This window comes from Rhodopseudomonas sp. NSM, assembly GCF_052445935.1.
Lineage (GTDB): Bacteria > Pseudomonadota > Alphaproteobacteria > Rhizobiales > Xanthobacteraceae > Rhodopseudomonas.
This window is the reverse complement of the sequence record NZ_JBQTCH010000004.1, coordinates 1-22,879: the sequence shown is the minus strand read 5'-3', so window position 1 is coordinate 22,879 and position 22,879 is coordinate 1. Positions and strand designations below refer to the sequence as shown.

20 protein-coding genes and 1 pseudogene are annotated in these 22,879 nt (G+C 66.1%); 13 read left to right on the top strand and 8 right to left on the bottom strand.

Features of this window, described 5'->3' with window-relative positions:
- Positions 1-81: 81 nt before the first annotated feature.
- The 8 genes from ACTZWT_RS12055 to ACTZWT_RS12020 all read left to right on the top strand — a co-directional run bounded on the left by ACTZWT_RS12055 (position 82) and on the right by ACTZWT_RS12020 (position 10,069).
- Positions 82-1,344: an MFS transporter gene (locus tag ACTZWT_RS12055; protein ID WP_444769928.1), complete on the top strand. Its 1,263-nt coding sequence runs from the start codon at positions 82-84 to the stop codon at positions 1,342-1,344.
- Between the two features lie 506 nt (positions 1,345-1,850).
- Positions 1,851-2,654: an outer membrane protein gene (locus ACTZWT_RS12050; protein ID WP_444769927.1), complete on the top strand. Its 804-nt coding sequence runs from the start codon at positions 1,851-1,853 to the stop codon at positions 2,652-2,654.
- 154 nt (positions 2,655-2,808) lie between these two features.
- Positions 2,809-3,603 (top strand): outer membrane protein, encoded by a 795-nt coding sequence (locus ACTZWT_RS12045; protein WP_444769926.1) that lies wholly within the window; start codon positions 2,809-2,811, stop codon positions 3,601-3,603.
- A gap of 67 nt (positions 3,604-3,670) precedes the next feature.
- Positions 3,671-4,276 carry a glutathione S-transferase family protein gene (locus ACTZWT_RS12040; RefSeq protein ID WP_444769925.1) on the top strand — a complete coding sequence of 202 codons (606 nt, stop codon included), beginning with the start codon at positions 3,671-3,673 and terminating at the stop codon, positions 4,274-4,276.
- A gap of 311 nt (positions 4,277-4,587) precedes the next feature.
- A complete protein-coding gene (locus ACTZWT_RS12035) occupies positions 4,588-5,757 on the top strand; it encodes a phosphoserine transaminase (RefSeq protein WP_444769924.1) in 1,170 nt (389 codons plus the stop codon).
- A gap of 235 nt (positions 5,758-5,992) precedes the next feature.
- Positions 5,993-7,582, top strand: coding sequence for a phosphoglycerate dehydrogenase (gene serA / locus ACTZWT_RS12030; protein WP_444769923.1), 1,590 nt, complete (start codon positions 5,993-5,995; stop codon positions 7,580-7,582).
- Positions 7,583-7,804: 222 nt separating this feature from the next.
- Positions 7,805-9,490 (top strand): methyl-accepting chemotaxis protein, encoded by a 1,686-nt coding sequence (locus ACTZWT_RS12025; protein ID WP_444769922.1) that lies wholly within the window; start codon positions 7,805-7,807, stop codon positions 9,488-9,490.
- A gap of 51 nt (positions 9,491-9,541) precedes the next feature.
- Positions 9,542-10,069: a hypothetical protein gene (locus ACTZWT_RS12020; protein ID WP_444769921.1), complete on the top strand. Its 528-nt coding sequence runs from the start codon at positions 9,542-9,544 to the stop codon at positions 10,067-10,069.
- Positions 10,070-10,219: 150 nt separating this feature from the next.
- On the opposite strand, the gene ACTZWT_RS12015 is transcribed toward ACTZWT_RS12020, so the two are convergent.
- The 3 genes from ACTZWT_RS12015 to ACTZWT_RS12005 form a co-directional block, all read right to left on the bottom strand.
- Positions 10,220-11,575 (bottom strand): esterase-like activity of phytase family protein, encoded by a 1,356-nt coding sequence (locus ACTZWT_RS12015; RefSeq protein ID WP_444769920.1) that lies wholly within the window; start codon positions 11,573-11,575, stop codon positions 10,220-10,222.
- Between the two features lie 140 nt (positions 11,576-11,715).
- The gene (locus ACTZWT_RS12010) at positions 11,716-12,654 is read right to left on the bottom strand and encodes a DMT family transporter (protein WP_444769919.1); all 939 of its coding nucleotides are present in this window, start codon (positions 12,652-12,654) and stop codon (positions 11,716-11,718) included.
- Between the two features lie 211 nt (positions 12,655-12,865).
- Positions 12,866-13,711, bottom strand: coding sequence for a metal-dependent phosphohydrolase (locus ACTZWT_RS12005; RefSeq protein WP_444769918.1), 846 nt, complete (start codon positions 13,709-13,711; stop codon positions 12,866-12,868).
- Positions 13,712-13,895: 184 nt separating this feature from the next.
- Here ACTZWT_RS12005 and ACTZWT_RS12000 point away from each other — a divergent pair, with 184 nt between their 5' ends.
- On the top strand, positions 13,896-14,324 hold the full coding sequence (locus ACTZWT_RS12000) for a DUF1330 domain-containing protein (protein WP_444770291.1): 429 nt from the start codon (positions 13,896-13,898) through the stop codon (positions 14,322-14,324).
- 16 nt (positions 14,325-14,340) lie between these two features.
- Here ACTZWT_RS12000 and ACTZWT_RS11995 read toward each other — a convergent pair whose 3' ends face one another.
- The 5 genes from ACTZWT_RS11995 to ACTZWT_RS11975 all read right to left on the bottom strand — a co-directional run bounded on the left by ACTZWT_RS11995 (position 14,341) and on the right by ACTZWT_RS11975 (position 19,119).
- Entirely contained in the window at positions 14,341-15,255 is a 915-nt protein-coding gene (locus ACTZWT_RS11995) for a DMT family transporter (RefSeq protein WP_444769917.1), read from the bottom strand.
- A 152-nt stretch (positions 15,256-15,407) separates the two neighbouring features.
- Positions 15,408-16,691 carry an NAD(P)/FAD-dependent oxidoreductase gene (locus ACTZWT_RS11990; protein WP_444769916.1) on the bottom strand — a complete coding sequence of 428 codons (1,284 nt, stop codon included), beginning with the start codon at positions 16,689-16,691 and terminating at the stop codon, positions 15,408-15,410.
- 228 nt (positions 16,692-16,919) lie between these two features.
- Positions 16,920-17,411 carry a GNAT family N-acetyltransferase gene (locus ACTZWT_RS11985; protein WP_444769915.1) on the bottom strand — a complete coding sequence of 164 codons (492 nt, stop codon included), beginning with the start codon at positions 17,409-17,411 and terminating at the stop codon, positions 16,920-16,922.
- A 132-nt stretch (positions 17,412-17,543) separates the two neighbouring features.
- Entirely contained in the window at positions 17,544-18,020 is a 477-nt protein-coding gene (gene ybaK, locus ACTZWT_RS11980; RefSeq protein WP_444769914.1) for a Cys-tRNA(Pro) deacylase, read from the bottom strand.
- A 274-nt stretch (positions 18,021-18,294) separates the two neighbouring features.
- The gene (locus ACTZWT_RS11975; protein ID WP_444769913.1) at positions 18,295-19,119 is read right to left on the bottom strand and encodes an aldo/keto reductase; all 825 of its coding nucleotides are present in this window, start codon (positions 19,117-19,119) and stop codon (positions 18,295-18,297) included.
- Positions 19,120-19,395: 276 nt separating this feature from the next.
- Here ACTZWT_RS11975 and ACTZWT_RS11970 point away from each other — a divergent pair, with 276 nt between their 5' ends.
- The 4 genes and pseudogenes from ACTZWT_RS11970 to ACTZWT_RS11955 form a co-directional block, all read left to right on the top strand.
- Complete coding sequence (locus ACTZWT_RS11970; protein WP_444769912.1) at positions 19,396-19,833, top strand: PilZ domain-containing protein; 438 nt, start codon at positions 19,396-19,398, stop codon at positions 19,831-19,833.
- A 69-nt stretch (positions 19,834-19,902) separates the two neighbouring features.
- Positions 19,903-20,904, top strand: coding sequence for an HD-GYP domain-containing protein (locus ACTZWT_RS11965; RefSeq protein WP_444769911.1), 1,002 nt, complete (start codon positions 19,903-19,905; stop codon positions 20,902-20,904).
- Positions 20,905-21,197: 293 nt separating this feature from the next.
- Positions 21,198-22,490: an adenylosuccinate synthase gene (locus ACTZWT_RS11960; protein WP_444769910.1), complete on the top strand. Its 1,293-nt coding sequence runs from the start codon at positions 21,198-21,200 to the stop codon at positions 22,488-22,490.
- Between the two features lie 37 nt (positions 22,491-22,527).
- Positions 22,528-22,879, top strand: a pseudogene (locus ACTZWT_RS11955) (hypothetical protein); the annotation flags it as partial.

Here is a 22,879-nt window from a genome sequence, read left to right as displayed (position 1 = left end):
CGGCACGATTGCCGGCCGTCTTTCGTTGTCGGCGGCCCGGCTCGTGTCCCTGGCGCCGCGAACATCCCGGGAAACACCACCGTGAACAAGCCTGTTGCCGTCGATGTGGATGTGGCCGCGCCGGTCACGACGCCGGATCTGGCGTTGCCCGAGACCACCGCGCCCGCGCCGCCGCCCGCCGGGCCGGCCTATGTGGTGCTCGGCGGCATCAGCTTCTCGCATTTCCTCAACGACACCATGCAGTCGCTGATTCCGTCGGTGTATCCGATCCTGAAGGCGAACTACGCGCTCGATTTCGGCCAGATCGGACTGATCACGCTGGCGTTCCAGTTCACCGCCTCGCTGCTGCAGCCGGTGGTCGGCCACATGACCGACAAGAAGGCGCAGCCGTTCTCGCTGGCGATCGGCATGGGCTCGACCTTTTTCGGCCTGCTGCTGCTCAGCGTGGCGCACTCCTACACGGTGATCCTGATCGCCGCGGCGATGATCGGGCTCGGCTCGGCGGTGTTTCACCCGGAATCGGCGCGGATCGCGCGGCTCGCCTCCGGCGGGCGCTACGGCATGGCGCAATCGGTGTTCCAGGTCGGCGGCAATGTCGGCACCGCGCTCGGTCCGGTGCTGGCGGCGCTGATCGTGGTGCCGTTCGGGCAGGGCTCGATCGGCTGGTTCTCGTCGATCGCCTTCGTCGCCATCATCGTGCTGTGGCGGATCGGCCTGTGGTACAAGCCGCAGGTCGCCGCCAAGAAGAAAATGGTGGTGAAGGCGCACCCCGATGCGCCCGGCCGGCGACGGGTGATGGTCGCACTCGTCGTGCTGGTGGCGCTGCTGTTCTCCAAGCAGCTCTATATGTCGAGCCTGTCGAGCTACTACACCTTCTATCTGATCGAGAAGTTCCAGGTCTCGACCCAGACCGCGCAGATGTTCCTGTTCATCTTCCTCGCCGCCACCGCGGCCGGGGTGTTCTTCGGCGGCCCGCTCGGCGACCGCTTCGGCCGCCGCTACGTGATCTGGTTCTCGATTCTGGGCACGCTGCCGTTCACGCTGGCGCTTCCCTATGTCGGGCTCACCGGCAGCGCGGTGCTCACCGTGTTCATCGGCTTCATCCTGGCGTCGGCGACGCCGGCGATCATCGTGTTCGCGCAGGAACTGATGCCGCACCGCTTCGGCATGATCTCGGGGCTGTTCTTCGGCTTCGCCTTCGGCATCGGCGGCCTCGGCGCCGCGGCGCTGGGCGAGGTCGCCGATCTGCGCGGCATCGATTTCGTCTATCAGGTCTGCTCGTTCCTGCCGGCGCTCGGCCTGCTCGCGGTGCTGCTGCCGAAGATGCCGCGCCACGCCCATTGATGCGCGGCGCGGCGCGCCGGCCATCGCCTCTCCCCGCGCGCGGGGAGAGGTCGACGCGCATCGCAAGATGCGCGGCGGGTGAGGGGGCGCCTCATCGCTACTGAGCCCAGCGACTCGTTGCTTGCCCCTCACCCCAACCCTCTCCCCGCGAAGAGCGGGGCGAGGGAGCCCGCCTCGTTTGGCTGTTCCGCTTTCGGCTCGAACCGCGCGCGAAGAGAAGCGCAGCCTTCGCCTCTCCGCGGTGGCCCGGCCGCAGGCCGGTCATCGTCAAGGATTTGTTAGTGAGTATGACCGCGCGAGCCTGTCGCGCGGCGGACGCTTAGTTCCAAAAGCGATCGTCGTCACCAATTATCAACCTTAAGAATTAGGGTTAAGTCCGGCTTAAGGATTTGCTGGCATCGTCGGTCCATAGGTTTCCGGGTGTGGGGCCTCAGTAATTATCATTGGACCAGAGGACGAAGCCAATGCGTAGCGTGAAGATGATTTTGGCCGCCGGAGCGGCTTCGATGGTTTGCTCGGCGGCCGTGGCGGCGGACATGCCGATCGCGCCGCCGCCGGCCTATGCGCCGCCGCCGGTCGAAGATTTCGGCGGCTGGTACCTGCGCGGCGACATCGGCTTCAGCAATCAGCAGGTCAAGGATCTGCGCTACGGGCGCGAATCGGCCTATTCGCAGCTGACCTCGTTCGATCAGCAGACGTCGTTCGACGCGGCGGGCATCTACGGCGTCGGCGTCGGCTATCAGTTCAACAACTGGTTCCGTGCCGACCTGGTCGGCCAGTACCGCGGCAATTCCAACTTCAAGGGCACCGATCGCTTCACCGGAACCGCCAGCGGCGTTCCGTACAGCGGCATCGACAATTACGGCGCCAGCAAATCCGAATGGCTGGTGATGGCCAACGGCTATGTCGACCTCGGCACCTGGTGGTGCGTCACGCCGTTCATCGGCGCCGGCGTCGGCGCCGCGCGGGTGACGATGGCGAACTTCACCGACACCGGGGTCAACAACATCCCGTTCTCGACGGTGAGCTACGCCAGCGCGCCGACCGCGTCGAAGTGGAATCTGGCCTGGGCGCTGCACACCGGTCTGGCCTACAAGGTCAATCCCAACCTGACCCTCGAACTGGCCTACAGCTACCTCAATCTCGGCGACGGCTACACCGGCGCGCTCGCGACTTTCGACGGCCTGACCACGAACAACAGCTTCAAGTTCAAGGATATCACCTCGCACGACGTCAAGGTCGGCGTGCGCTGGAATCTCGACGCCGCCCCGACCTACTACGCGCCGCCGCCGCTGATGCGGAAGGGCTGATCGCCCGGGTTGAAGTAGTTCCTATCCGAAGAGGCCTGAACGGCGCGGGAGATTCCCGCGCCGTTTTGTTTTGCGGATCGGCCGCCGCGACAACGATTGATTAAGGTTAACAGCGGATGATCGTCGCGTGATTTGGGGTTCAAGGAGCGTGGTGATGCGTCGAGTTCTGATTGCGGCGATTGCGATGACGGCGGCGGCGCAGGGCGCCCTGGCAGCCGACATGCCGGAGTTCGGCCCCCTGCGCGGCGCGATGGTCGACACGCCCCGCGGCGTGGTCAACTGGCAGGGGTTCTATGTCGGCGGTCAGGCCGGATACGGCACCTCCGACATGGATTTCACCAATGCGACACAGGGCGTTGCGTCCAGCCTGCTTGTGAACACCGCAGTCGAGAGTGTTCTTGGGGTGTCGTCGTGGCCGGTGCTCGGCAAGTCTTCGTCACATGGCCAGGGTTGGGGCGGCTTCGCGGGCTATAACGCGCAATGGGACGATGTCGTGCTCGGCATCGAAGCCAACTACATGCACGGTAGTTTCGGCGGCTCGATGTCCGGATCGATGGCCCGGCAGATCGCCTCCAACGGAGTGAACTACGGCGCGATCTACGGCGCCAACGCCAGCATCAACGTCCACGATGTCGGGTCGGCGCGGCTCCGCGCCGGCTGGGCGGTCGGCAGTTTTCTGCCCTACGCGTTCGGCGGCGTGGCGCTCGGGCAGGCGGATATCGTCCAATCGGCTACAATCATCGGTACGGATGCCGGTGGCACGTGGGTGCTCAGCGGAAGCAAGGTCCAGAACGGCCATTTCATCTACGGCTATTCCGGCGGCCTCGGCGTCGACATGATGCTGTATCGCGGCTTGTTCGTGCGCGCTGAGTGGGAGTACCAGAAGTTCGCCGCGCCGATCAACACCTCGGTCTCTACCGTTCGCGCCGGCGTCGGCTACAAATTCTGATCGCGCCCTGATTGACGAGACGGCCGGCCGCTGGTCGACTGCGCCCGCGACGGGGGCGCAGCAGACGATGAGAATCTACGGTGATCTCAATTCCGGCAATTGCCTGAAGGTGAAGTGGGTCTGCGACGCGTTGTCGTTGCCCTTTCAATGGGTCGCCGTCGATACGCTGAAGGGCGAGACCCGAACGGCGGAGTTCCTCGCGCTCAATCCGGCCGGGCAGGTCCCTGTCGTGGTGCTCGACGACGGCCGGCCGCTGGCGCAATCCAACGCCATCATCCGCTATCTCGCGCGCGACAGCGATCTCATGCCGCGCGACCCCTATCTCGCCGCAAGGATGGACGAGTGGCTGTTCTGGGAGCAGTACAGCCACGAGCCGTATATCGCGGTCTGCCGCTATCAGATGTTGTATCTCGGCAAGCCGGCCTTCGCGCGCGACCCGGCCAAGGTGGAGCGCGGCCATGCCGCGCTCGCGCTGATGGATCGCCATCTCGCCGGATCGCCGTTTCTGGTCGGCGATAAGTGCTCGCTCGCCGACGTCGCGCTGCTGGCCTATACGCGCCTCGCCCCCGAGGGTGGTTTCGCGCTCGGTGACTATCCCGCGGTGCAACGGTGGATCGCCGCGAGCGAGTTCGCGCTCGGTCTCGCGCCGGCGGGCGATGCGGCGCCGTCGTGAGCCCGGCGACGCTGCGATCACCATCCGCCCGTGCGACGGGACGATGCGGGTGCAATCACGGCGATACTTGCCGTGATGATCTCCGCCAGGGTCGCGAGCGGATCATGAGCGGCCTCTCCGAAACCCGCGACGCGGCGTTGCCGAGCCGCTGCACGCCGCGGGCTGCGCAGGCCGCCGGATGGGCATCCGAAGCCGGATTTGTCCGTAATCTCCCTGAGCCCGGACATCCTTGACTTTCGCCGGCAAACGACTATCCCCAGCGGCGGGACACCTCCCCCCAACGGGAGGCTAGCTATCTGGAAGGATAGAACATGACGACGAAGCCCGCATCGCGGCCCGCTACCCCCAATTTCTCCTCCGGCCCCTGCGCCAAGCGCCCCGGATGGACCCCCGAAAATCTCAAGGACGCTCCGCTCGGCCGCTCGCATCGCGCGAAGGTCGGCAAGGCCAAGCTCAAGCTCGCGATCGATCTGACGCGCGACGTGCTCGAAGTGCCGGCGGACTACAAGATCGGCATCGTGCCGGCATCCGACACCGGTGCCGTCGAGATGGCGCTGTGGTCGCTGCTCGGGCCGCGTCCGGTCACCACGATCGCCTGGGAATCGTTCGGCGACGGCTGGGTCGGCGACGTCACCAAGGAGCTCAAGCTCCCGAACGTCACCAAGCTCAAGGCCGGCTACGGCGAAATTCCCGACCTGTCGAAGGTCGATTGCAACACCGATGTCGTCTTCACCTGGAACGGCACCACCTCGGGCGTCCGCGTCCCGAACGCCGACTGGATCGCGGCCGACCGTGAAGGCCTGACGATCTGCGACGCCACCTCTGCCGCCTTCGCGCAGCCGCTGGATTGGGCCAAGCTCGATGTCGTCACCTTCTCCTGGCAGAAGGCGCTCGGCGGCGAAGCCGCCCACGGCATGCTGATCCTCTCGCCGCGCGCCGTCGCCCGGCTCGAGAGCTACACGCCGCCGTGGCCGATGCCGAAGATCTTCCGCCTCGCCAAGGGCGGCAAGCTGATCGAGGGCATCTTCCAGGGCGAGACCATCAATACCCCGTCGATGCTGTGCGTCGAGGACTACATCGACGCGCTGAACTGGTCGAAGTCGGTCGGCGGCCTCAAGGGCCTGATCGCCCGCGCCGACGCCAACACCAAGGCGATCAGCGACTGGGCGGCGAAGACCCCGTGGGTCGACTTCCTCGCCGCCGATCCGGCGATCCGCTCCAACACCTCGGTCTGCCTCAAGGTGGTCGATCCCGCGATCACCGCTCTGTCGCCCGAGGTCCAGGCGGATTTCGCCAAGAAGCTGGTCGCAGTCGTCGAGAAAGAAGGCGCCGGCTACGATCTCGGCGCTTATCGCGATGCCCCTCCCGGCCTGCGGATCTGGTGCGGCGCCACGGTGGAAGCCGCCGACGTCGCGACGCTGACGCAGTGGCTCGACTACGCGTTCGAGACCACCAAGGCCGGCCTCGCCAAGGCGGCCTGATGCTTCTCTAACCTCTCCCCGCAATGCGGGGAGAGGTCGGATCGCTCTTGCGATCCGGGTGAGGGGCCAGGCACTGCGCTCAACTTCACTGCGCTCAACTCACCGTTTGCATATGCGGGGACTCAGTAGCCCCTCACCCCAGCCCTCTCCCCGCAAGAGCGGGGCGAGGGAGCAGGCCGCATTCGTTGATTCGCACCGAACTACACCCGTTTCCAATTCAGCAGGATCACACCCCATGACCGCACCCAAAGTCCTCATTTCCGATGCCCTGTCGGAAGCCGCCGTGCAGATCTTCAAGGATCGCGGCATCGACGTCGATTTCCAGCCGGCTCTCGGCAAGGACAAAGAGAAGCTCGCCGAGATCATCGGCAATTACGACGGCCTGGCGATCCGCTCGGCCACCAAGGCGACCGCGAAGATCCTCGAAAAGGCGACCCGGCTGAAGGTGATCGGCCGCGCCGGCATCGGCGTCGACAACGTCGAGATTCCGGCCGCGACCGCCAAGGGCGTGATCGTGATGAACACGCCGTTCGGCAATTCGATCACCACCGCCGAGCACGCCATCACCATGATGCTGGCGCTGGCCCGCGAGATCCCGGCGGCCGACGCCTCGACCCAGGCCGGCAAGTGGGAGAAGAACCGCTTCATGGGCGTCGAGATCACCGCCAAGACGCTCGGCGTGATCGGCTGCGGCAACATCGGCTCGATCGCCGCCGACCGCGCCCTCGGCCTGAAGATGAAGGTGATCGCGTTCGATCCGTTCCTGTCGCCGGAGCGCGCCAAGGACATCGGCGTCGAGAAGGTCGAGCTCGAGGAGCTGTTCAAGCGTGCCGATTTCATCACGCTGCACACCCCGCTCACCGACAAGACCAGGAACATCATCGACGCGGCTGCGATCGCCAAGATGAAGAAGGGCGTCCGCATCATCAACTGCGCCCGCGGCGGTCTGGTCGACGAGCAGGCGCTCGCCGAGGCGCTGAAGTCCGGCCAGGTCGCCGGCGCCGCCTTCGACGTGTTCTCCGAGGAGCCGGCGACCAGCAACGTGCTGTTCGGCCTGCCCAACGTGATCTGCACCCCGCATCTCGGCGCCTCGACGACCGAGGCGCAGGAGAACGTCGCGCTGCAGGTCGCCGAGCAGATGAGCGACTACCTGCTCAACGGCGCGATCACCAACGCCGTCAATTTCCCGTCGATCACCGCGGAAGAGGCGCCGAAGCTGAAGCCGTTCATCGAACTGGCCGAAAAGCTCGGCTCGTTCGCCGGCCAGCTCACCGAGACCGGCATCACCAAGGTCACCATCACCTACGAGGGTGAGGTCGCCGAGATGAAGATCAAGGCGCTGACCTCGGCGGTGCTGAGCGGCCTGCTGCGGCCGATGCTGGGCGACATCAACGTCGTCTCCGCGCCGGTGATCGCCAAGGAGCGCGGCATGGTGGTGGACGAGGTCGTCCGCGCCGCCGAGAGCGACTACGAGAGCCTGATCACCCTGACCGTCACCACGGAGCGGCAGGAGCGCTCGGTGTCCGGCACCGTCTATGCCGACGGCAAGCCGCGGCTGGTCGACATCAAGGGCATCCGGGTCGACGCCGAGTTCGGCAAGTCGATGATCTACGTCACCAACGAGGACAAGCCGGGCTTCATCGGCAAGTTCGCGAGCCTGCTCGGCGACGCCAAGATCAACATCGCCACCTTCAACCTCGGCCGTCACAGCCAGGGCGGCGACGCCATCGCGCTGGTCGAGATCGATGGCCCGGCGCCCGCCGATGTGATCGCCAAGGTGCAGGCGCTGCCGCAGGTGAAGCAGGCCAAGGCGCTGGCATTCTAAGAGGCGCTGGCCATCTGAGAGGCGCTGGCGGTCCAGGACTTTCGCCGCATCGATCGGTTACACACGACGAAATCCCTCCCTCGCGGGAGGGATTTCTGTTTGGGACAGGTGTGGGGGAATCCACGATCTGTCCAAAGTAACAAAATGCAAATTTTCTTCTGATACCGTCCCGCAACCTCAACCGTGCGCCCGCGCGGTGAGCCTGGTGTGTGGAGACGATCCGTGAAATTCAGCAACCTTCGTATTACGCCCAAGATCGGCATCCTGGTCGGTGTCGCTCTGCTCGGCCTGTGCGCGGCCGGTGCCTATGCCGGCGTGATGATGCGCAAGGAATTGCTCGACGCGCGGATCGAACAGGCGAAGTCGATCGCCGAATCGGCGCGCAGCATGGCGATCGGGCTGCAGAAGCAGATCGATGCCGGCGAACTCACCCGCGATGCCGCGCTCGCTGAATTCACCCGCCGGGCCAACACTCTCACCTACGACAACGGCAACGGCTATCTGTTCGCCTACACCAATGACGGTGTGACTCTGGCGTCGCCGGACAAGAAGGCGCTCGGCACCAATCGGCTCGAGACGCCGACCGGCGATCGCTATCTGGTTCGCGAACTGCGTGACGGCGTCAAGGCCAAGGGCGACGTGCTGCTCACTTACGAATTCCGCAAGCCGGGCTCGGAGGAGCTGATCCGCAAGATCTCCTATGCGGTCGCGATCCCCGGCTGGAACGCCTTCGTCGGCACCGGCGCCTATGTCGACGACATCGACGCCAAGGTGAAGCCGGTGGTCTGGATGCTGGGTCTGGGCATCCTGTGCATCGGCGCGATTTCGTCGCTGATCGCCTGGCTGATCGGCCGCAGCATCACCAAGCCGCTCGGCGAACTCGGCGCGCGGATGAAGTCGCTCGCCTCCGGTGAACTCGAGGCGCCGATCCCCGGGATCGCGCGCGGCGACGAGGTCGGCGAGATGGCGACCACCGTTCAGGTGTTCAAGGACAATGCGCTGCGGATTCGCGGGCTCGAACAGCAGGAGGCCGAAGTCAAGCAGCGCGCCGCGGCCGAACGCGCGGCGCTGATGCAGCAGATCGCCGACGATTTCGAGCGCAGTGTCAACGGCGTGGTGCGCAGCGTGGCGGGCGCGACCGCCGAGCTGCAGACGACGGCGCAGTCGATGACGACGACCGCCTCGGACGCCAGCTCGCGCGCCGCCGCGGTCGGCTCCGCCTCGGATACGGCGTCGAGCATGGTCGGCACCGTCGCGTCGGCGTCGGAAGAGCTGTCGGCGTCGGTGGCCGAAATCTCCCGCCAGGTGCAGCAGTCGCGCGAGATCGCCAACAAGGCGGTCGGCGACGCCGAGCGCACCAACGAGACCGTCAAGCTGCTGTCGATCGGCGCCGAGAAGATCGGCGAGGTGGTGCAGCTGATTCATTCGATCGCCTCGCAGACCAATCTCCTGGCGCTGAATGCCACCATCGAGGCGGCGCGCGCCGGCGAATCCGGCCGCGGATTCGCGGTGGTCGCCTCCGAGGTGAAGGCGCTGGCGAGCCAGACGGCGAAGGCCACCGAGGAGATTTCGTCCCAGGTCTCGGCGATGCAATCCTCGACCGCCACCGCGGTGGAGTCGATCAATCACATCACCTCGACGATCGGCGAGATGAACAATATCACCATGGCGATCTCCTCCGCGGTGGAGCAGCAGGGCTCGGCGACGCGCGAGATCGCCCGCAATATCCAGTCGGTCGCGGCCGGCTCGAGCGAGATCACCGAGCACATCGGCGGCGTCAATGCGGCGGCGTCGGCCACCGGAAGCGCCGCTGCGCAGGTGCTGTCACACGCCCGCGGCCTCGACGGCCAGTCCGGCGCGCTGCAATCCGCGGTCGACGATTTCCTCCACAAGATCCGCGCGGCTTGACGCCGCCAAGCGTGCGCTCAGGCGATCGCGCACGACTCTCGGGAAGCTTCAGTGCGCCGCGACACCGCGGCGCATTTTTGCTTCGTGCGGAGGGTCCGGGGCGGTGCCGGTTGGTTTGAACCTCCCGCCCTTCCTCCGCGACTACCTTTTGCTGGGGGCGTGCGCCCGCGCGGTGAAACGAGAACCGACCGCATGCCCATTTTGTTGCAAGGCACCGTCGCCTTCGAACCCGAATTCGTCGGCAATCTGGCGCTGTTGACCCGCACGCTGATCGCGCGCGGGCTCGATCCCGATTGCTATGTGATTGCCAAGGATATTTCCAAGGATGTTGACAGGGATCTGGACAAGGATCTGGACAAGGATCTCGCGCTCGCCCCGGCGCTGCGGTTCGTCGGCCTGGTTGCCTATGACTACGCGGTGGACACCGGCGGGACGCGGTTCGTCGTGACGGAAGTCGGCGATGCGCGCTTCCTCGAAGCGTTCCTGCGCCACATCGGCGATCCCGACGGGGCCGCGCCGGCGCTGATCCAGGGCGGCATGTTCTCGCGACTGACGCGATGGATGTCGCCGCAGATCTGAGCGTCGCAGATCCGAACGCCGCGGGCGCCACGCGGCAGTGAAGCTCTCTTCTCGCAAGAGAGGGGGCCTTTCGTCGGACCTGTCCGGCGAAAGGCGGGGGAGGGGTTGCGTCCCAGGAGTCGCAACCCCTCGCCCGACGTCGTTGGCGACTTACTTCGCCTTCAGAAAATCGGCGACTTCCAGCAGCACGAATTCGTTGTCGTCGGCCTTGTTGGGATCGCGGCTCGACGAGAACGGCAGGTTGTTGTCGTTGCCGACGATGATGTGGCGGTCGTCGACCTTGTCGACGTTCTCGATGGTGAAGAACGGGAACGCCAGCGCGCCGTCGGTCAGGGGCTTCTTCGCCTTCTTGTCCGGATCGCGGATCTTCAGCAGCTCGATATAGCCGACCTTGCGCACCGGCATGCCGGCGTTGGCGTCGGTCAGCTCGATCTTCACGATCCGCTTGAATTTCGGCAGGTCCGGGAAGCAGTCGGTGCCGCGGGTGCCGGCGGCGCAGGCCTTGTCGGGCGTGCCTTCGCCGTCGTCGCGCTCGATGATCAGGCCGTGGGTGGCGTCGATCATGTTGAAGTCGCCGATGGCGTGGCCGTTCTGCTCGAACACGTAGTACCAGAACCGGCCGGTGAATTTTTCGGCGGCGACGTCGAATTCGAGAATTCGCGCGGCTTCCTTGCCGTCGACCTTCTCGATGTCCTTCTTGGCGGGATCGAACAGCGCGCCTTCGAACAGCGGATACAGATACTTGCCGTCCTTCGACGCCGCGAAGCCTTCAAAGCCCTTGGTGCGGCGCAGGTTGACATTGGTGTAACCGCCGACGATCGCGCCCGGCGACTGCACCGCCCAATGGTCCGGCGAGCGCACCGGCTTGCCGTCCGCCATGGTCTCGAACACCGCCAGCACCTTGCCGGTCATATCGGCCTTGATGATGTAGGGGCCGAACTCCTCGCCGATCCAGAAATGGTCGCCGATGACCTGAAAGCCCTCGGTGTCGAAATCGGCGCCGGTCAGATAGCGCTTGTCGGTGCTCTCGTGGAGAATCCGGAACGGGATCTTCTTGTCGGGATCGTGCAGGAACACGGTCTCCTGCCGCTCGATCTTGCCGCTGGTCCAGTCGATCTTGTGGCGGTTCAGATACAGCATCGAGTCGGCGGAATTGTAGCGCGAGCCGGAGCCGTTGTCGGTCAGCACCCAGAAGCTGCCATCGGGCATGGTCTTGATGCCGGAATGGCCCTGCAGCGGCTGGCCCTTGAACGGCAGCGACACGCCGGTCGGGCGCTCCTTGGATTTGCCCATCACGGTGCCGACGGCGTCGACCCGCTTGCCGGTGGTGTACTTGCCGGCGTTTTTCAGATCGGCGGGCGCATCCGCCGGCGCGTCGATGAACGATTCCGCGGGCAGCACGGCGTGACCCGCCAGCGTGGCCGTGAACTCGCCTTCTGATTGCGCCAGCGCGGCGGACGACGCCAGCGCCAGAATCGTGACGGAACCAAGCATCAGTTTTCGCATGGCGAGCCTCCTGTGTTTGAGCCGGACTTGTGGCGGGTCCGGATCACAGGCCGCTGACGGTTCGATGAAACCGCGGTGACGGTCGATGCGGCGAACCGCCGGCGAGCGGGCCGTTGCTCGCAAAGTGTGATGTTACGCCGTCATCGCCGCGCGGCGATGAACACGCCGGCGACCACCATCGCGTAGCCCGCGAGGTGAAACAGTTCCGGCTTCTCGCCGAGCAGCACGATCGCCATCACCGAGCCGAACACCGGCATCAGATGCAGGAACGGCGCGGAGCGGTTCGGCCCGATCAGCGCGACGCCGCGGTTGAAGCACAGATAGGCCAGCGCCGACGGGAAGATCACCACATAGGCCAGCGCCGACGCGGTGAGCCAGTCGGCGCTCGGTCGGACGCCGGCGGCATACTCGGCCAGCGCGAACGGCAGCAGCAACAGCGCGCCGCCGCCGGTGGTGACCACGAGCAGCGACAGCGGATGCGTCACCGGCCGCTTCGGCATCATCGCCGAATACAGCCCGAAGGCGCACAGCGCGCCCGCGACCATCAGGTCGCCGCGGTTGAGGTCGATCCCGGCCAAAGCCAGCAGGTCGCCGCGCAGGATGATGGTGAGCACGCCGAGCAGCGACAGCGCGATGCCGATCGTCTGCATCCAGGTCAGCCGCACCCCGAACAGCAGCAGCGACCACAGCGCCACGAACAGCGGCCCCGACGATTGCATCAGCAGCGCGTTCAGCGCCTGGGTGAATTGCAGGCCCCAATAGGCCAGTGCGTTGTTGATCGCAAAGCCGGTCGCCGACAGCACGATCATCAGGACCCAATGCGCCCGCAGCCTGCGCCAGTCGCGCCGCAGATGCGGCCAGGCGAACGGCAGCAGCAGCAGCATCGCGCCGACCCAGCGCACGCACGACAACGTCACCGGCGGCACGTGCCCGGCGACGGCGCGCGCCAGCACGATGTTGCCCGCCCAGAACAGCGAGGTCAGGCTGAGCAGCAGGTGAGGCTGGTTGGCGAGCCAGCCGAAGGCCGTGCGGAAGAAAGAGATCAAGCGGAGCGATCTGTTCGAGTGAGGCGCAGCCATGCCCGAAAAACGCAGCCCGGCAAAGAGCCGCGGCGGAATGCAGGGCATGCATGGGCACCCGGCGCGCGCATGAGCCGCTCTCGCCCGTCATTCCGGGGCGCGCGCAGCGCGAACCCGGAATCCCGCGCTGTTCATCGTCCGGCCGCGCGGACCGCCGTCAGATTCCGGGTTCGCGAGCTTCGCTGGCGCCCCGGAATGACGGGGCGCGGCGCTATTTCTGCGGGCCCGACAGCCGGATGTCGCGTTCGGCGCGGAACACGTTGCTGTAGAGGCTGGCGATCCATTGCTGGCCGCCGGCGGTGGCGTTGAGGTAGCGGATCGCGGTCTGGACGTGCGGCGCGACGCTGTTCCAGTAGAACTGCGGATACAGATTGATCAGGTCGGCCGGCGAGCCGTAGCCAAGCTGGCGGTTCAGGCCGGCTTCCTCGAACTCGTAGTACAGCGCATTGGCCTTGCGGATATAGGCCGGGTCTCCGAGCTGGCCGATCAGATCGGCGGCGCGCAGCAGCGCCGCATCTTCCCCGCATTGTTCGCCGTCGGCCGGCATCTGCGGCGGGAATCGCGTGCCCTCGATCGCGCAGGCGATCCGCCCGGCGTCGAGTTCTGCGATGCCGCCGATCCGCTGCATCACGAACAGCTTCGAGCGGTCGACATGCCACGGCAGCATCGAGGCGTCCGAGGCGCCGCGCGGCAGCGTCGTCTTGCGGCCGCCGGCGTCGATCACATAGCCGTCCTCGCCGTCGTCTTCGAACAGGCCGCGGACATAACCGATGTCGTGGGTGAGGCAGCCGATGATCAGATGCGCGTAGTCCTGCGCCGGCACATGCGTATACAGCGCGCGGCCGCGCAGGATGTGGTGGCCGGCCAGCGTCACCAGCATGGTGTGCTCGACATTGTGATACAGCGCGTCGCTGTTGCCGATGCACTCCAGTGTCATCCGCGCCACCGACGGAACGATCTCGGCGAGATGCGCCTCGGACGCGCCGTAGCGCTTGCGCATGTACTTGCCGAGGAAGCCGCCGAGCGCGTCGGCGGCGAGTTCCGGAACCGTCATCATGATTGTCGCCCACTGCAGCCGGCGTATTGTTTCACGATCGCTGCGGGCCGGCAATCGCGGCGATGCCGCAGTCGGGTGCAGCGTCAGAAATCGCTACCGCCTCGCCGCCGATCGCGGCATGGTTGCCGGCAACACGCTTGTCGGCGACAAGGGCCGGCAGCCGGAAGACGGCAAGGGAGCGACAATGGGAATCGAGCAATTGAACGTCGAGGGTCTGAAGGAACTGGATCGCGAGGACCGCGGGCCGGTGGTGATGGTCAATCTGATGCGGTTCAACGAGAGTGCGCCGGACGGCAGCGGCTCCGGCTGGGACGCCTATCTGCGCTACAGCGTACTGACCGTGCCGATGATCAAGGCGCGCGGCGGCACGCTGCTGTGGACCGGCAACGCCAAAGCGGTCGCGTTCGGCCGCGACGACGGCCGACATTGGGACTATCTGGCGTTGGTGTATTATCCGTCGATCGAGGCGTTCCTCGAGATGATGAATTCACCCGAATACGAACTCCAGTGCGATCCGCTCCGCCGCGCCGCCTGCGCCGATCATCTGATCATCTGCACCCGCGAAGCCTACAGCAAGTTCGGCATCGCCGCGCCGCGACAGGAAAATCTGTAATCGCGTTCGCGCGGCCTCACGCCGCCGCCGTCTTCCGCGCCGCGATGATCACGCCGGTCAGCACCAGCGCGTAGCCGACGGTGTGATAGAGATGCGGCCGTTCGCCGAGGAACAGGATCGCCATCGCCGAGCCGAACACAGGGATCAGATGGAAGAACGGCGCCGAGCGGTTGGCGCCGATCAGCCTGACGCCGCGATTGTAGCAGAGATAAGCGAGGATCGACGGGAAGATCACCACATAGGCCAGCGACGCCACATTGGCGAGGTCGATCGCCGGCGCCGGCCGCGCCGTCAGCTCCCAGACCAGCAGCGGGATCAGGAACAGCGCGCCGCACCCGAAGCTGAAGGCGAGGAACGACAGCGCGTGCATCGGCGGCCGCCGCTGCGTCAGCGCGGTGTAGAGGCCGAACACCGCCAGCGCGCCGAAGAACATCAGGTCGCCGCGGTTGAGATCGATCGCCGCCAGTTGCGCGATGTCGCCGTGCAGGATGATCACCACGACGCCGAGCATCGACGTCATGATGCCGAGCGCCTGCATCAGCGTCAGCCGGATGCCCAGCACGATCAGCGCCCAGATCGCGACGAACAGCGGCGCGGTCGATTGCAGCAGCAGGACGTTGATCGCCGTGGTGTATTGCAGCGCGGTATATTGCAGCGTGTTGAAGATCGAGATCCCGGCGATCGACAGCACGATCATCAGCCCGAGATGCCGGCGGATCACGCCCCAGTCCGCGATCAGATGCCGGGCCGCGAACGGCAGCACGATCGCGAACGCGCAGGCCCAGCGCAGGAACGACAGCGTGACCGGCGGAAAATGCCCGGCGGCTGCGCGGCCGACGATGGAGTTGCCGGCCCAGAACAGCGAGGTCAGGCTGAGCAGAAGATAAGGCTGGTCGGCGAGGCGTGCGAAGGGGTGGGGAGCGCGGGTCACATCTGTCTGCTTTGCTTAAAGGGGAGGCGACTTGTGCCCAAAATTTCCCCCGCCGCAAGTCCGCCCGCCGGATGGATGCCATGCGGGCGTCGTGTTCCCCGCTGCGTTGCGCCGGCGCCCGGCGCAGCCGCGCTGCAGCAACCGCCGTGCGATCAGGCCTGCTCGGTCTTCTTCAGCTTGCCGATGCCGAGGATGTCGAGCATCGCCTTCTCGTAGAAGGTGTCGCTCTCGCCGCGGCTCATCTTGCGCAGAAAGTACTTCTCGAACGCGATCTTGGCGTTGTGCACCCAGGCGCCGGACGACGACCAGTTGACGTTGCGCGGCGGCAGTTGCGGCTGCGCCACGAAGGCGACGCCGGAATCGCCGAAATCGGCGAGGCAGACCGCATTCCAGGTCGCCTGATGGGTCGGCTCCTGGCCGTCGAGCAACTGACGGATATTGTGCGCGGTCGCCGTCACCATGGATTCGATCATGAAGCCGGTCTTCGGCACGCCGCACGCCACCGGGGTCGGCCCCATCGGCGGGATCGCGACGCAGACGCCGATCCCGAACACGTTGCGATATTTCGGATTGCGCTGATGCTCGTCGATCAGCACGAAGCCGCGCGGATTCACCAGCCCGTCGATGCCGCGCAGCGGCGCGATGCCGCGGAAGCCGGGGATCAGCATCGAATAGCCGAACGGCAGCTCCGTCGTCTTCTTCACCGAGCCGTCGTCGGCGATCTCTTCCACCGTCATCTTGCCGGGTTCGACCCTGGCGACGCGGGTATTGGTCATGAACTTGATGTGATGCTGGCGCATCTCGCTTTCGAGCAGCGTCTTGGTGTCGCCGACGCCGTCGAGGCCGAGATGGCCGATATAGGGCTCCGGCGTGATGAAGGTCATCGGCACCCGGTCGCGGATCTTGCGGCGGCGCAGCTCGGTGTCGAGGATGAAGGTGTATTCGTAGGCCGGGCCGAAGCAGGACGCGCCCTGCACCGCGCCGGTGACGATCGGCCCGGGGTTCTTGCAGAACTGTTCGAATTTCTCGGATGCCTCGATGGCGTGATCGACGTGGCAGACCGACGAGGTGTAGCCGTCGGGGCCGAGCCCCTCGATCTCGTCGAAGGCGAGTTCGGGGCCGGTGGCGATCACCAGGAAATCGTAGTCGACGACGCTGCCGTCGGCGAGCTCGACGCGGTTGTTGTCGGGATCGACCTTGGTGGCCGGCACCGGCCGGTAGTCGATGCCACGGCGCTGGAACACAGGCGCGAGATCGACCTCGATCGCGTCGCGCGTCCGCCATTTCACCGCGACCCACGGGTTCGACGGCACGAAGTGGTAGATCGGATCCCTGGTGACGACGGTGATGGTGTCGTCGCGGCCGAGCAGGTCCTTCATCTCGTAGGCCATCACGACGCCGCCGAGGCCGGCGCCCAGAATCAGAACATGTGCCATCGAACCGTCTCCTTCCGGCCGCCGGCAGCGGGATGCCGAGGCGATGTGGTTTCCTCAGGTCCGGCGCGTTGTCGCCGATGCTTGTCGCGCGACGTCGCCGGTCGCGCGTAATATCTTCATACATTCGTATATTCGAATTATGTCAGATATTGCCGAGGCTGCAACCGTTATTTCGATGCGCGCCGGGTGTGCGCTGCAGCAACGGGCCCCCTGCATCCGGGCGAATCTCTACGCCGCGGTGATCTCGGGGCTGTTGTCGAGCACGGCGAGGGTGGTGTCGCCGATCTGGCGCAGATCGCTGGTGAAGCGCGCCGCCAGCGCCTGCATCGGGGCGTTGGACTTCAGGCACTGCATCTCGATCCGCAGCACGCCGCGCCGGCGCGCGTCGTCGATCATCGCCGCCATCAGCAGCCCGCCGATGCCCCGGCAGCGCCAGTCGTTCTCGACGCTGAAGGCGGCTTCGGCGCCGTGCTGCGCGCGGTCGGTTTCGAGCAGTTCGCAGGCGCCACGCACCTCGTCGTCCTCGACATAGCCGACCACCGCGCGGCCGTCGGACAACGCCGCGCCGGCATGGAACAGCACGTGGAAGTCGGAGACCTCCTCGAAGAACCGCATCCGCCGCGCCGCCGGATCGAGCCGCACAAGGTGATTGCAGTAGCGGTCGGTGTCGGCAGGTGCGAGTGCGCGAACCTGCCCGCGCGGGGCGACCGTTGCCATCATGATGAGGTCCTCTGGCGAAGCAGCGGGAATCATAGACCCCGGGCGACGCGATGCAAACCGGGTAACGCGGTCGCGGCCGAAAACGCCGCAAGTGACAAGTAGCAATTTACCGGCGGATACGCGGTCGCAGTGTCAGTCCGCCGCGATCGGTTTCGCCACCGCACCGAGCGCCTTCACCGCCTCGCGCGGATCGATCTCGATCTGCAGTCCGCGCTGGCCGCCATTGAGATACACGGTGACTTCAGTGAGCGCCGCTTCGTCGATCGCCACCGGCACGCGCTTCTTCTGGCCGAACGGCGAGATGCCGCCGACATGATAGCCGGTCAGCCGCTCGGCGTCGGCGGGCTTCATCATCCTGGCGCTCTTGCCGCCGAGCGCGCTGGCGAGCTTCTTCATGCTGACCTCGCGATCGGAGGCGATCACCGCGCAGACCGGTCTGCCGTCGAGTTCGGCCATCAGCGATTTCAGCATCCGCCGCGGCTCGACGCCGAGCGCGGCGGCGGCCGCGAGCCCGATCGAGTCGGCGTCGGGATCGTAGTCGTAACTATGCAGCCTGAACGCGACGCCGAGCTTCTCCAGCGTCTGCGTCGCGCGGGTGGATTTGGACATGATGGGGCTCGGACGACTAACAGCAGGGGCGCCGGAGAAAGTCCGCGCGCGCCCGCCTATTTTGTCATTGCGAGCGCAGCGAAGCAATCCAGCGCCGCGTGCAGGCCCCGCGCCCGTCATTCCGGGGCACGCGCGGTAGCGCGTGAACCCGGAATCTCGATGTGCAGGGCACGGCAGCCGAGACACCATCGCGAGATTCCGGGTTCGCTCGCTGGCGCGAGCGCCCCGGAATGACGTGCCTGTGGTTACAACGCGCGCGGCGGGCGGACGCCTGCTACTCCACATCCCATTCCGGCGAGAACGCCGGTTTGACGAAGCGCTGGTCCTTCGGGAGCTTGGCGATCAGCGCGCGATCGTCCTGGTCGAGCCTGATCTTCAGCGCGTCCAGATTGCTGCGCTGGCTGGCCTCGCTGCGCGCCTTGGGAATCGCCATCACGCAGTCCTGCTCGAGCAGCCAGGCCAGCGCGATCTGGGCGGCGGTGGCGTCGTGCTTGTCGGCGATTTGCTGCAGCTCCGGCATGGCGGCGAGCCGGCCCTGCGCCAGCGGCGCATAGGCGGTCAGCGGCACGCTTTTGCCCTGCATAAAGGGCAGCAGCGTCTTCTGGCCCAGCAGCACGTGATACTCGACCTGGTTGCAGGCGATCGGCGCCTTGATCTCCTCGATCGCCTGTTTCAGCAATGCGACCGGGAAATTGCAGACCCCGATGGCGCGGGCGCCGCCCTCGTCCCTGATCCGCATCAGCGTTTCCAGCGCGCTCGCGAGGTTCATGTCGGGCGCCGGCCAATGGATCAGATAGAAGTCGACATAGTCGGTCTTCAGCCTGGTGAGGCTGGTCTCGAACGCCTTGCGGATGGCGTCGGGGGCGAGGTTCTGCCACCACACTTTGGTGGTGAGGTGGATCTGGTCGCGCGGCACGTCGGTGTCTTCGAGCGCGTCGCCGACGGCGTCCTCGTTGGCGTACATCTCCGCGGTGTCGATGTGGCGATAGCCCATCGCCAGCGCGCTCAGCACTGCCTCGTGGCAGTCCTTGCCCTGCAGCTTGAAGGTGCCGAGCCCGAGCCGGGGCACGTTCAGGCCCTGCGTCTGGATTGTCTGCATGTTGATTCCTGCAATTTGCCTTGGGAACCGCACGTCGTGCCGTTCAGATGGCGGCGGAGGGGGAAAGTCAAGGCGGTGGGCGGGCGGACTTCCCCGGCGGCCCGCGTCGTCCCGGCGGTCGCAAGGCGTCGTCCGGGCCTGGACCTAGGATTTCTACGAGCTGCGACGCAGTCGGGTTCCATGTTAATCACAGCTGCGCGTATTCGTTCCGAATGCTCGTCAATTGATCGTAGAAGTTGAATTAGTTCCCGTATTCGCGTTATTCCGGAACCGTGATTGTTCGCTGCTTCTCCGGCAGCGCCTGCACGTTCCTGTTTTGTTTTGTTTCTGAGTCAATGGATTTCTCCGGCGGTCGCACAATTCGCACCGCCGATGTCGCTGCAAGAATTGCAGGAGCGGCCATTGGTTTACGGCGACCGAAAGCAGCCACGCGTCCATTTCGAGAAAGCAATCACCACCGTCCTGATCGGGATCGACGGGACCTGGCGCCGGGAATGCGCGATCGCCGATATCTCGGCGAGCGGCGCCAGGCTCATCCTGAAAAGCTCGCTGGCTGGGCTGAATTTCAGGGAGTTCTTTCTCGTGCTGACCCCCTCGGGCTCGGTCTACCGGCGCTGCGAACTGATCAGAGTCGATGGCCTGACGATCGGCGTGCGCTTTGTCGGCGCTGAGAAGTCCGCCGGCCCACGGCGCTCGCCGCCGGGCGGCGGCTGAACGCGCCGTCGGGGCAGGTGTCTGATGCCGGTTCACGTCATTGCTGAAACTCCCCAGAAGATATCGACGATGCGCCTTATGCTGCCGCCGCAGATCGATGCCAGCTTCGCGCTGCTCGGCGAGCCTGTTGACCTCGCATTGCTGCCGGACGCTCTCATTGTTGCCGTCGACATCCGGGTGGTCCGCAATATCTCCGCGCTGAAGGACGTCATGCGCAGGCTCGGCGCCGTTCGCAAACGCATCTTCCTGATCGACGGCGTGTCGCATCTGCTGTCCGCGCAGGCCTACGCGCTGGGGGCGACGCGCGTGCTTCACAATCCGGTTTCTGCGCGGCAGCTCGCCGGCCACCTCGTCGATCAGGTCGTGCTGAGCGCGTCGTCGAACTCGGCCGTAAGCGACGCGACGCGCAGCGCAGCGGACGGCGCGGCCGCGATCGCGTCGATGTTCGTCGCCGCGGCGAGTGGCGGTCCGGTCGACATGGGAATCGTCGACACCGCAAGCCGGATCGCGGACAGCGTGATCGATCACGGGCTGACGAACTGGCTGACGATCGTGCGCCGGCATCACGAAGGCACCTTCCAGCATTGCCTGCTGGTGACCGGCGTCGTGGTGGATTTCGGGCAGTGTCTCGGGGTCTCGAGCGCGGATATCCGACGGCTGTCGATCGCGGCGATGTTTCACGACATCGGCAAGGCCAGCATCCCGCGCGAGGTGCTCGACAAGCCCGGCAAGCTCGACCCGGAAGAGCGCACGCTGATCGAGACGCATGCCGCCGCCGGACATCAGATCCTGCAGAAGACGCCGGGCGTGTCTCCCGAAGTCCTCGACGCCGTCCGCCATCACCACGAATATCTCGACGGCAGCGGCTACCCCGATGGCCTGTCTGGCGCGGGCGTCTCGGATCTGGTCCGGCTGCTGACGATCTCCGACATCTTCACGGCCCTGATCGAGGACCGCCGTTACAAGCCGCCGATGGCGCGCGACGAGGCCTACGACGTGCTGCTGAAAATGCGCGGCAAGCTCGAGGCGCCGCTGGTCGCCGCGTTCCGCCAGGTTGCCTTCGGCCACTGAGGCTGTCCGCGTTTCAACATCATGCTTCGGCGCGGGTCTCGCCCGCCGGACGACCCGTCGCTCCATGGTCGCCGAATTTCCGGGTATTTCAATGATTTGGAGCGGGCCACGGAGCGGTGGAAACGGCCCGTATCGCTTGCGTCGCAAGCCCGAGTCCGTTATCCGGTTGATCGCCTCGCATGCGAGCGGCCACGGCCGTGTTTTGGCTTGGCGCTCAGGACGATCCGCCCAGCCGCCGACAGGCGCTCGACGATCGTGCTTCATCCGGTGAGTTGCATAGGAACTGCTCGAAAATGGCCAATGTCGTCGTGGTCGGCGCCCAGTGGGGCGACGAGGGGAAGGGCAAGATCGTCGATTGGCTGTCGGAGCAGGCGGACATCGTCGCCCGCTTCCAGGGCGGGCACAATGCCGGCCATACGCTGGTGATCAACGGCGAGACCTACAAGCTGGCGCTGCTGCCGTCCGGCGTGCTGCGGCCGTCGAAGCTCGCCGTGATCGGCAATGGCGTGGTGTTCGATCCGCAGGCGTTTCTCGACGAGGTCGAGCGGCTGACCAGGCAGGGCGTCGCGATCTCGCCGGAGAATCTGCGCGTCGCCGAGAACGTCACGCTGATCCTGCCGCTGCATCGCGAACTCGATGCGCTGCGCGAGAACGCCAGCAAGGCGACCTCGATCGGCACCACCCAGCGCGGCATCGGCCCGGCCTATGAAGACAAGGTCGGCCGCCGCGCGATCCGGCTGATGGACCTCGCCGACATCGACACGCTGCCGCACAAGATCGAGCGGCTGCTGACGCATCACAACGCGCTGCGCCGCGGTCTCGGCCTCGCCGAATTCGAGGCGGACACGATCCTGAAAGAGCTGACCGCGCTGGCGCCGAAGCTGCTGCCCTACGCCGAGACGGTGTGGCGGCTGCTCGACATCAAGCGCCGCGAAGGCAAGCGCATCCTGTTCGAGGGCGCCCAGGGCGCGCTGCTCGACGTCGACCACGGCACCTATCCCTACGTCACCTCGTCGAACACGGTGGCGGCGCAGGCCGCGACCGGCACCGGCATGGGGCCGGGTTCGGTCGGCTACGTGCTCGGCATCTGCAAGGCGTACACCACGCGGGTCGGTCAGGGGCCGTTCCCGACCGAGCTGACCAACGAGATCGGCGAAGAGATCGGCCGTCGCGGCAAGGAATTCGGCGTCAACACCGGGCGCAAGCGGCGCTGCGGCTGGTTCGACGCGGTGCTGGTGCGGCAGACGGTGCGGACCTGCGGCATTCACGGCCTGGCGCTGACCAAGCTCGACATTCTCGATGGCTTCGAACAGATCGAGGTCTGCGTCGGCTACCGGCTCGACGGCAAGGAGATCGATCATCTGCCAGCCGGCGAGGGCGCGCAGGCGCGCGTCGAGCCGATCTGGGAGACCATCGAGGGCTGGAAGGAACCGACCGCCAATGCCCGGTCGTGGGCCGATCTGCCGGCGCAGGCGATCAAATATGTTCGCCGCATCGAGGAGCTGGTCGGCTGCCCGGTGGCGCTGTTGTCCACCAGTCCCGAACGCGAGGACACGATTCTGGTACAGAATCCCTTCGAGGCTTAATAGGATGTTACCGAAAGGCATCGAAACTTGAGTCAAGATGGCTGATTACTATCCGCTGATCGCACGCGCCATATCCGGCCTGGACCCCAGTGCTCCGGGCGAGCAGCGCCGTGCGATCTACGAGCGGGCGCGCTCGGCCCTGATCACGCAGCTGCGCGGCGTGCAGCCGCCGCTGACCGAATCCGAAATCACCCGCGAGCGGCTGGCGCTCGAGGAGGCGGTGCGCAAGGTCGAGTCCGAGGCCGCGCAGCGCGCCCGCGACGCCGCCCGCGCCGAACTGAAGACCCGCCGTCCCGCCGGCGAGGCCGCGCGCCCCGGCGATTCGCTGCGGGCGTCGAGCCGTCCGGCGCCCCGCCCCGGCGATCCGCCGCCGCAGGTCAGCCGCGCGC

What these genes read in the sequence shown, in the direction of transcription:
- ACTZWT_RS11985 (WP_444769915.1), bottom strand. Translation starts at nt 17,411, where the DNA reads ATGATGGCAACGGTCGCCCCGCGCGGGCAGGTTCGCGCACTCGCACCT.
- ACTZWT_RS11960 (WP_444769910.1), top strand. Translation starts at nt 21,198, where the DNA reads ATGGCCAATGTCGTCGTGGTCGGCGCCCAGTGGGGCGACGAGGGGAAG.
- serA (WP_444769923.1), top strand. Translation starts at nt 5,993, where the DNA reads ATGACCGCACCCAAAGTCCTCATTTCCGATGCCCTGTCGGAAGCCGCC.
- ACTZWT_RS12050 (WP_444769927.1), top strand. Translation starts at nt 1,851, where the DNA reads ATGGTTTGCTCGGCGGCCGTGGCGGCGGACATGCCGATCGCGCCGCCG.
- ACTZWT_RS11990 (WP_444769916.1), bottom strand. Translation starts at nt 16,691, where the DNA reads ATGGCACATGTTCTGATTCTGGGCGCCGGCCTCGGCGGCGTCGTGATG.
- ACTZWT_RS11965 (WP_444769911.1), top strand. Translation starts at nt 19,903, where the DNA reads ATGCGCCTTATGCTGCCGCCGCAGATCGATGCCAGCTTCGCGCTGCTC.
- ybaK (WP_444769914.1), bottom strand. Translation starts at nt 18,020, where the DNA reads ATGTCCAAATCCACCCGCGCGACGCAGACGCTGGAGAAGCTCGGCGTC.
- ACTZWT_RS12000 (WP_444770291.1), top strand. Translation starts at nt 13,896, where the DNA reads ATGGGAATCGAGCAATTGAACGTCGAGGGTCTGAAGGAACTGGATCGC.
- ACTZWT_RS12010 (WP_444769919.1), bottom strand. Translation starts at nt 12,654, where the DNA reads ATGGCTGCGCCTCACTCGAACAGATCGCTCCGCTTGATCTCTTTCTTC.
- ACTZWT_RS12035 (WP_444769924.1), top strand. Translation starts at nt 4,588, where the DNA reads ATGACGACGAAGCCCGCATCGCGGCCCGCTACCCCCAATTTCTCCTCC.
- ACTZWT_RS12045 (WP_444769926.1), top strand. Translation starts at nt 2,809, where the DNA reads ATGCGTCGAGTTCTGATTGCGGCGATTGCGATGACGGCGGCGGCGCAG.
- ACTZWT_RS12040 (WP_444769925.1), top strand. Translation starts at nt 3,671, where the DNA reads ATGAGAATCTACGGTGATCTCAATTCCGGCAATTGCCTGAAGGTGAAG.
- ACTZWT_RS12005 (WP_444769918.1), bottom strand. Translation starts at nt 13,711, where the DNA reads ATGATGACGGTTCCGGAACTCGCCGCCGACGCGCTCGGCGGCTTCCTC.
- ACTZWT_RS11975 (WP_444769913.1), bottom strand. Translation starts at nt 19,119, where the DNA reads ATGCAGACAATCCAGACGCAGGGCCTGAACGTGCCCCGGCTCGGGCTC.
- ACTZWT_RS12015 (WP_444769920.1), bottom strand. Translation starts at nt 11,575, where the DNA reads ATGCGAAAACTGATGCTTGGTTCCGTCACGATTCTGGCGCTGGCGTCG.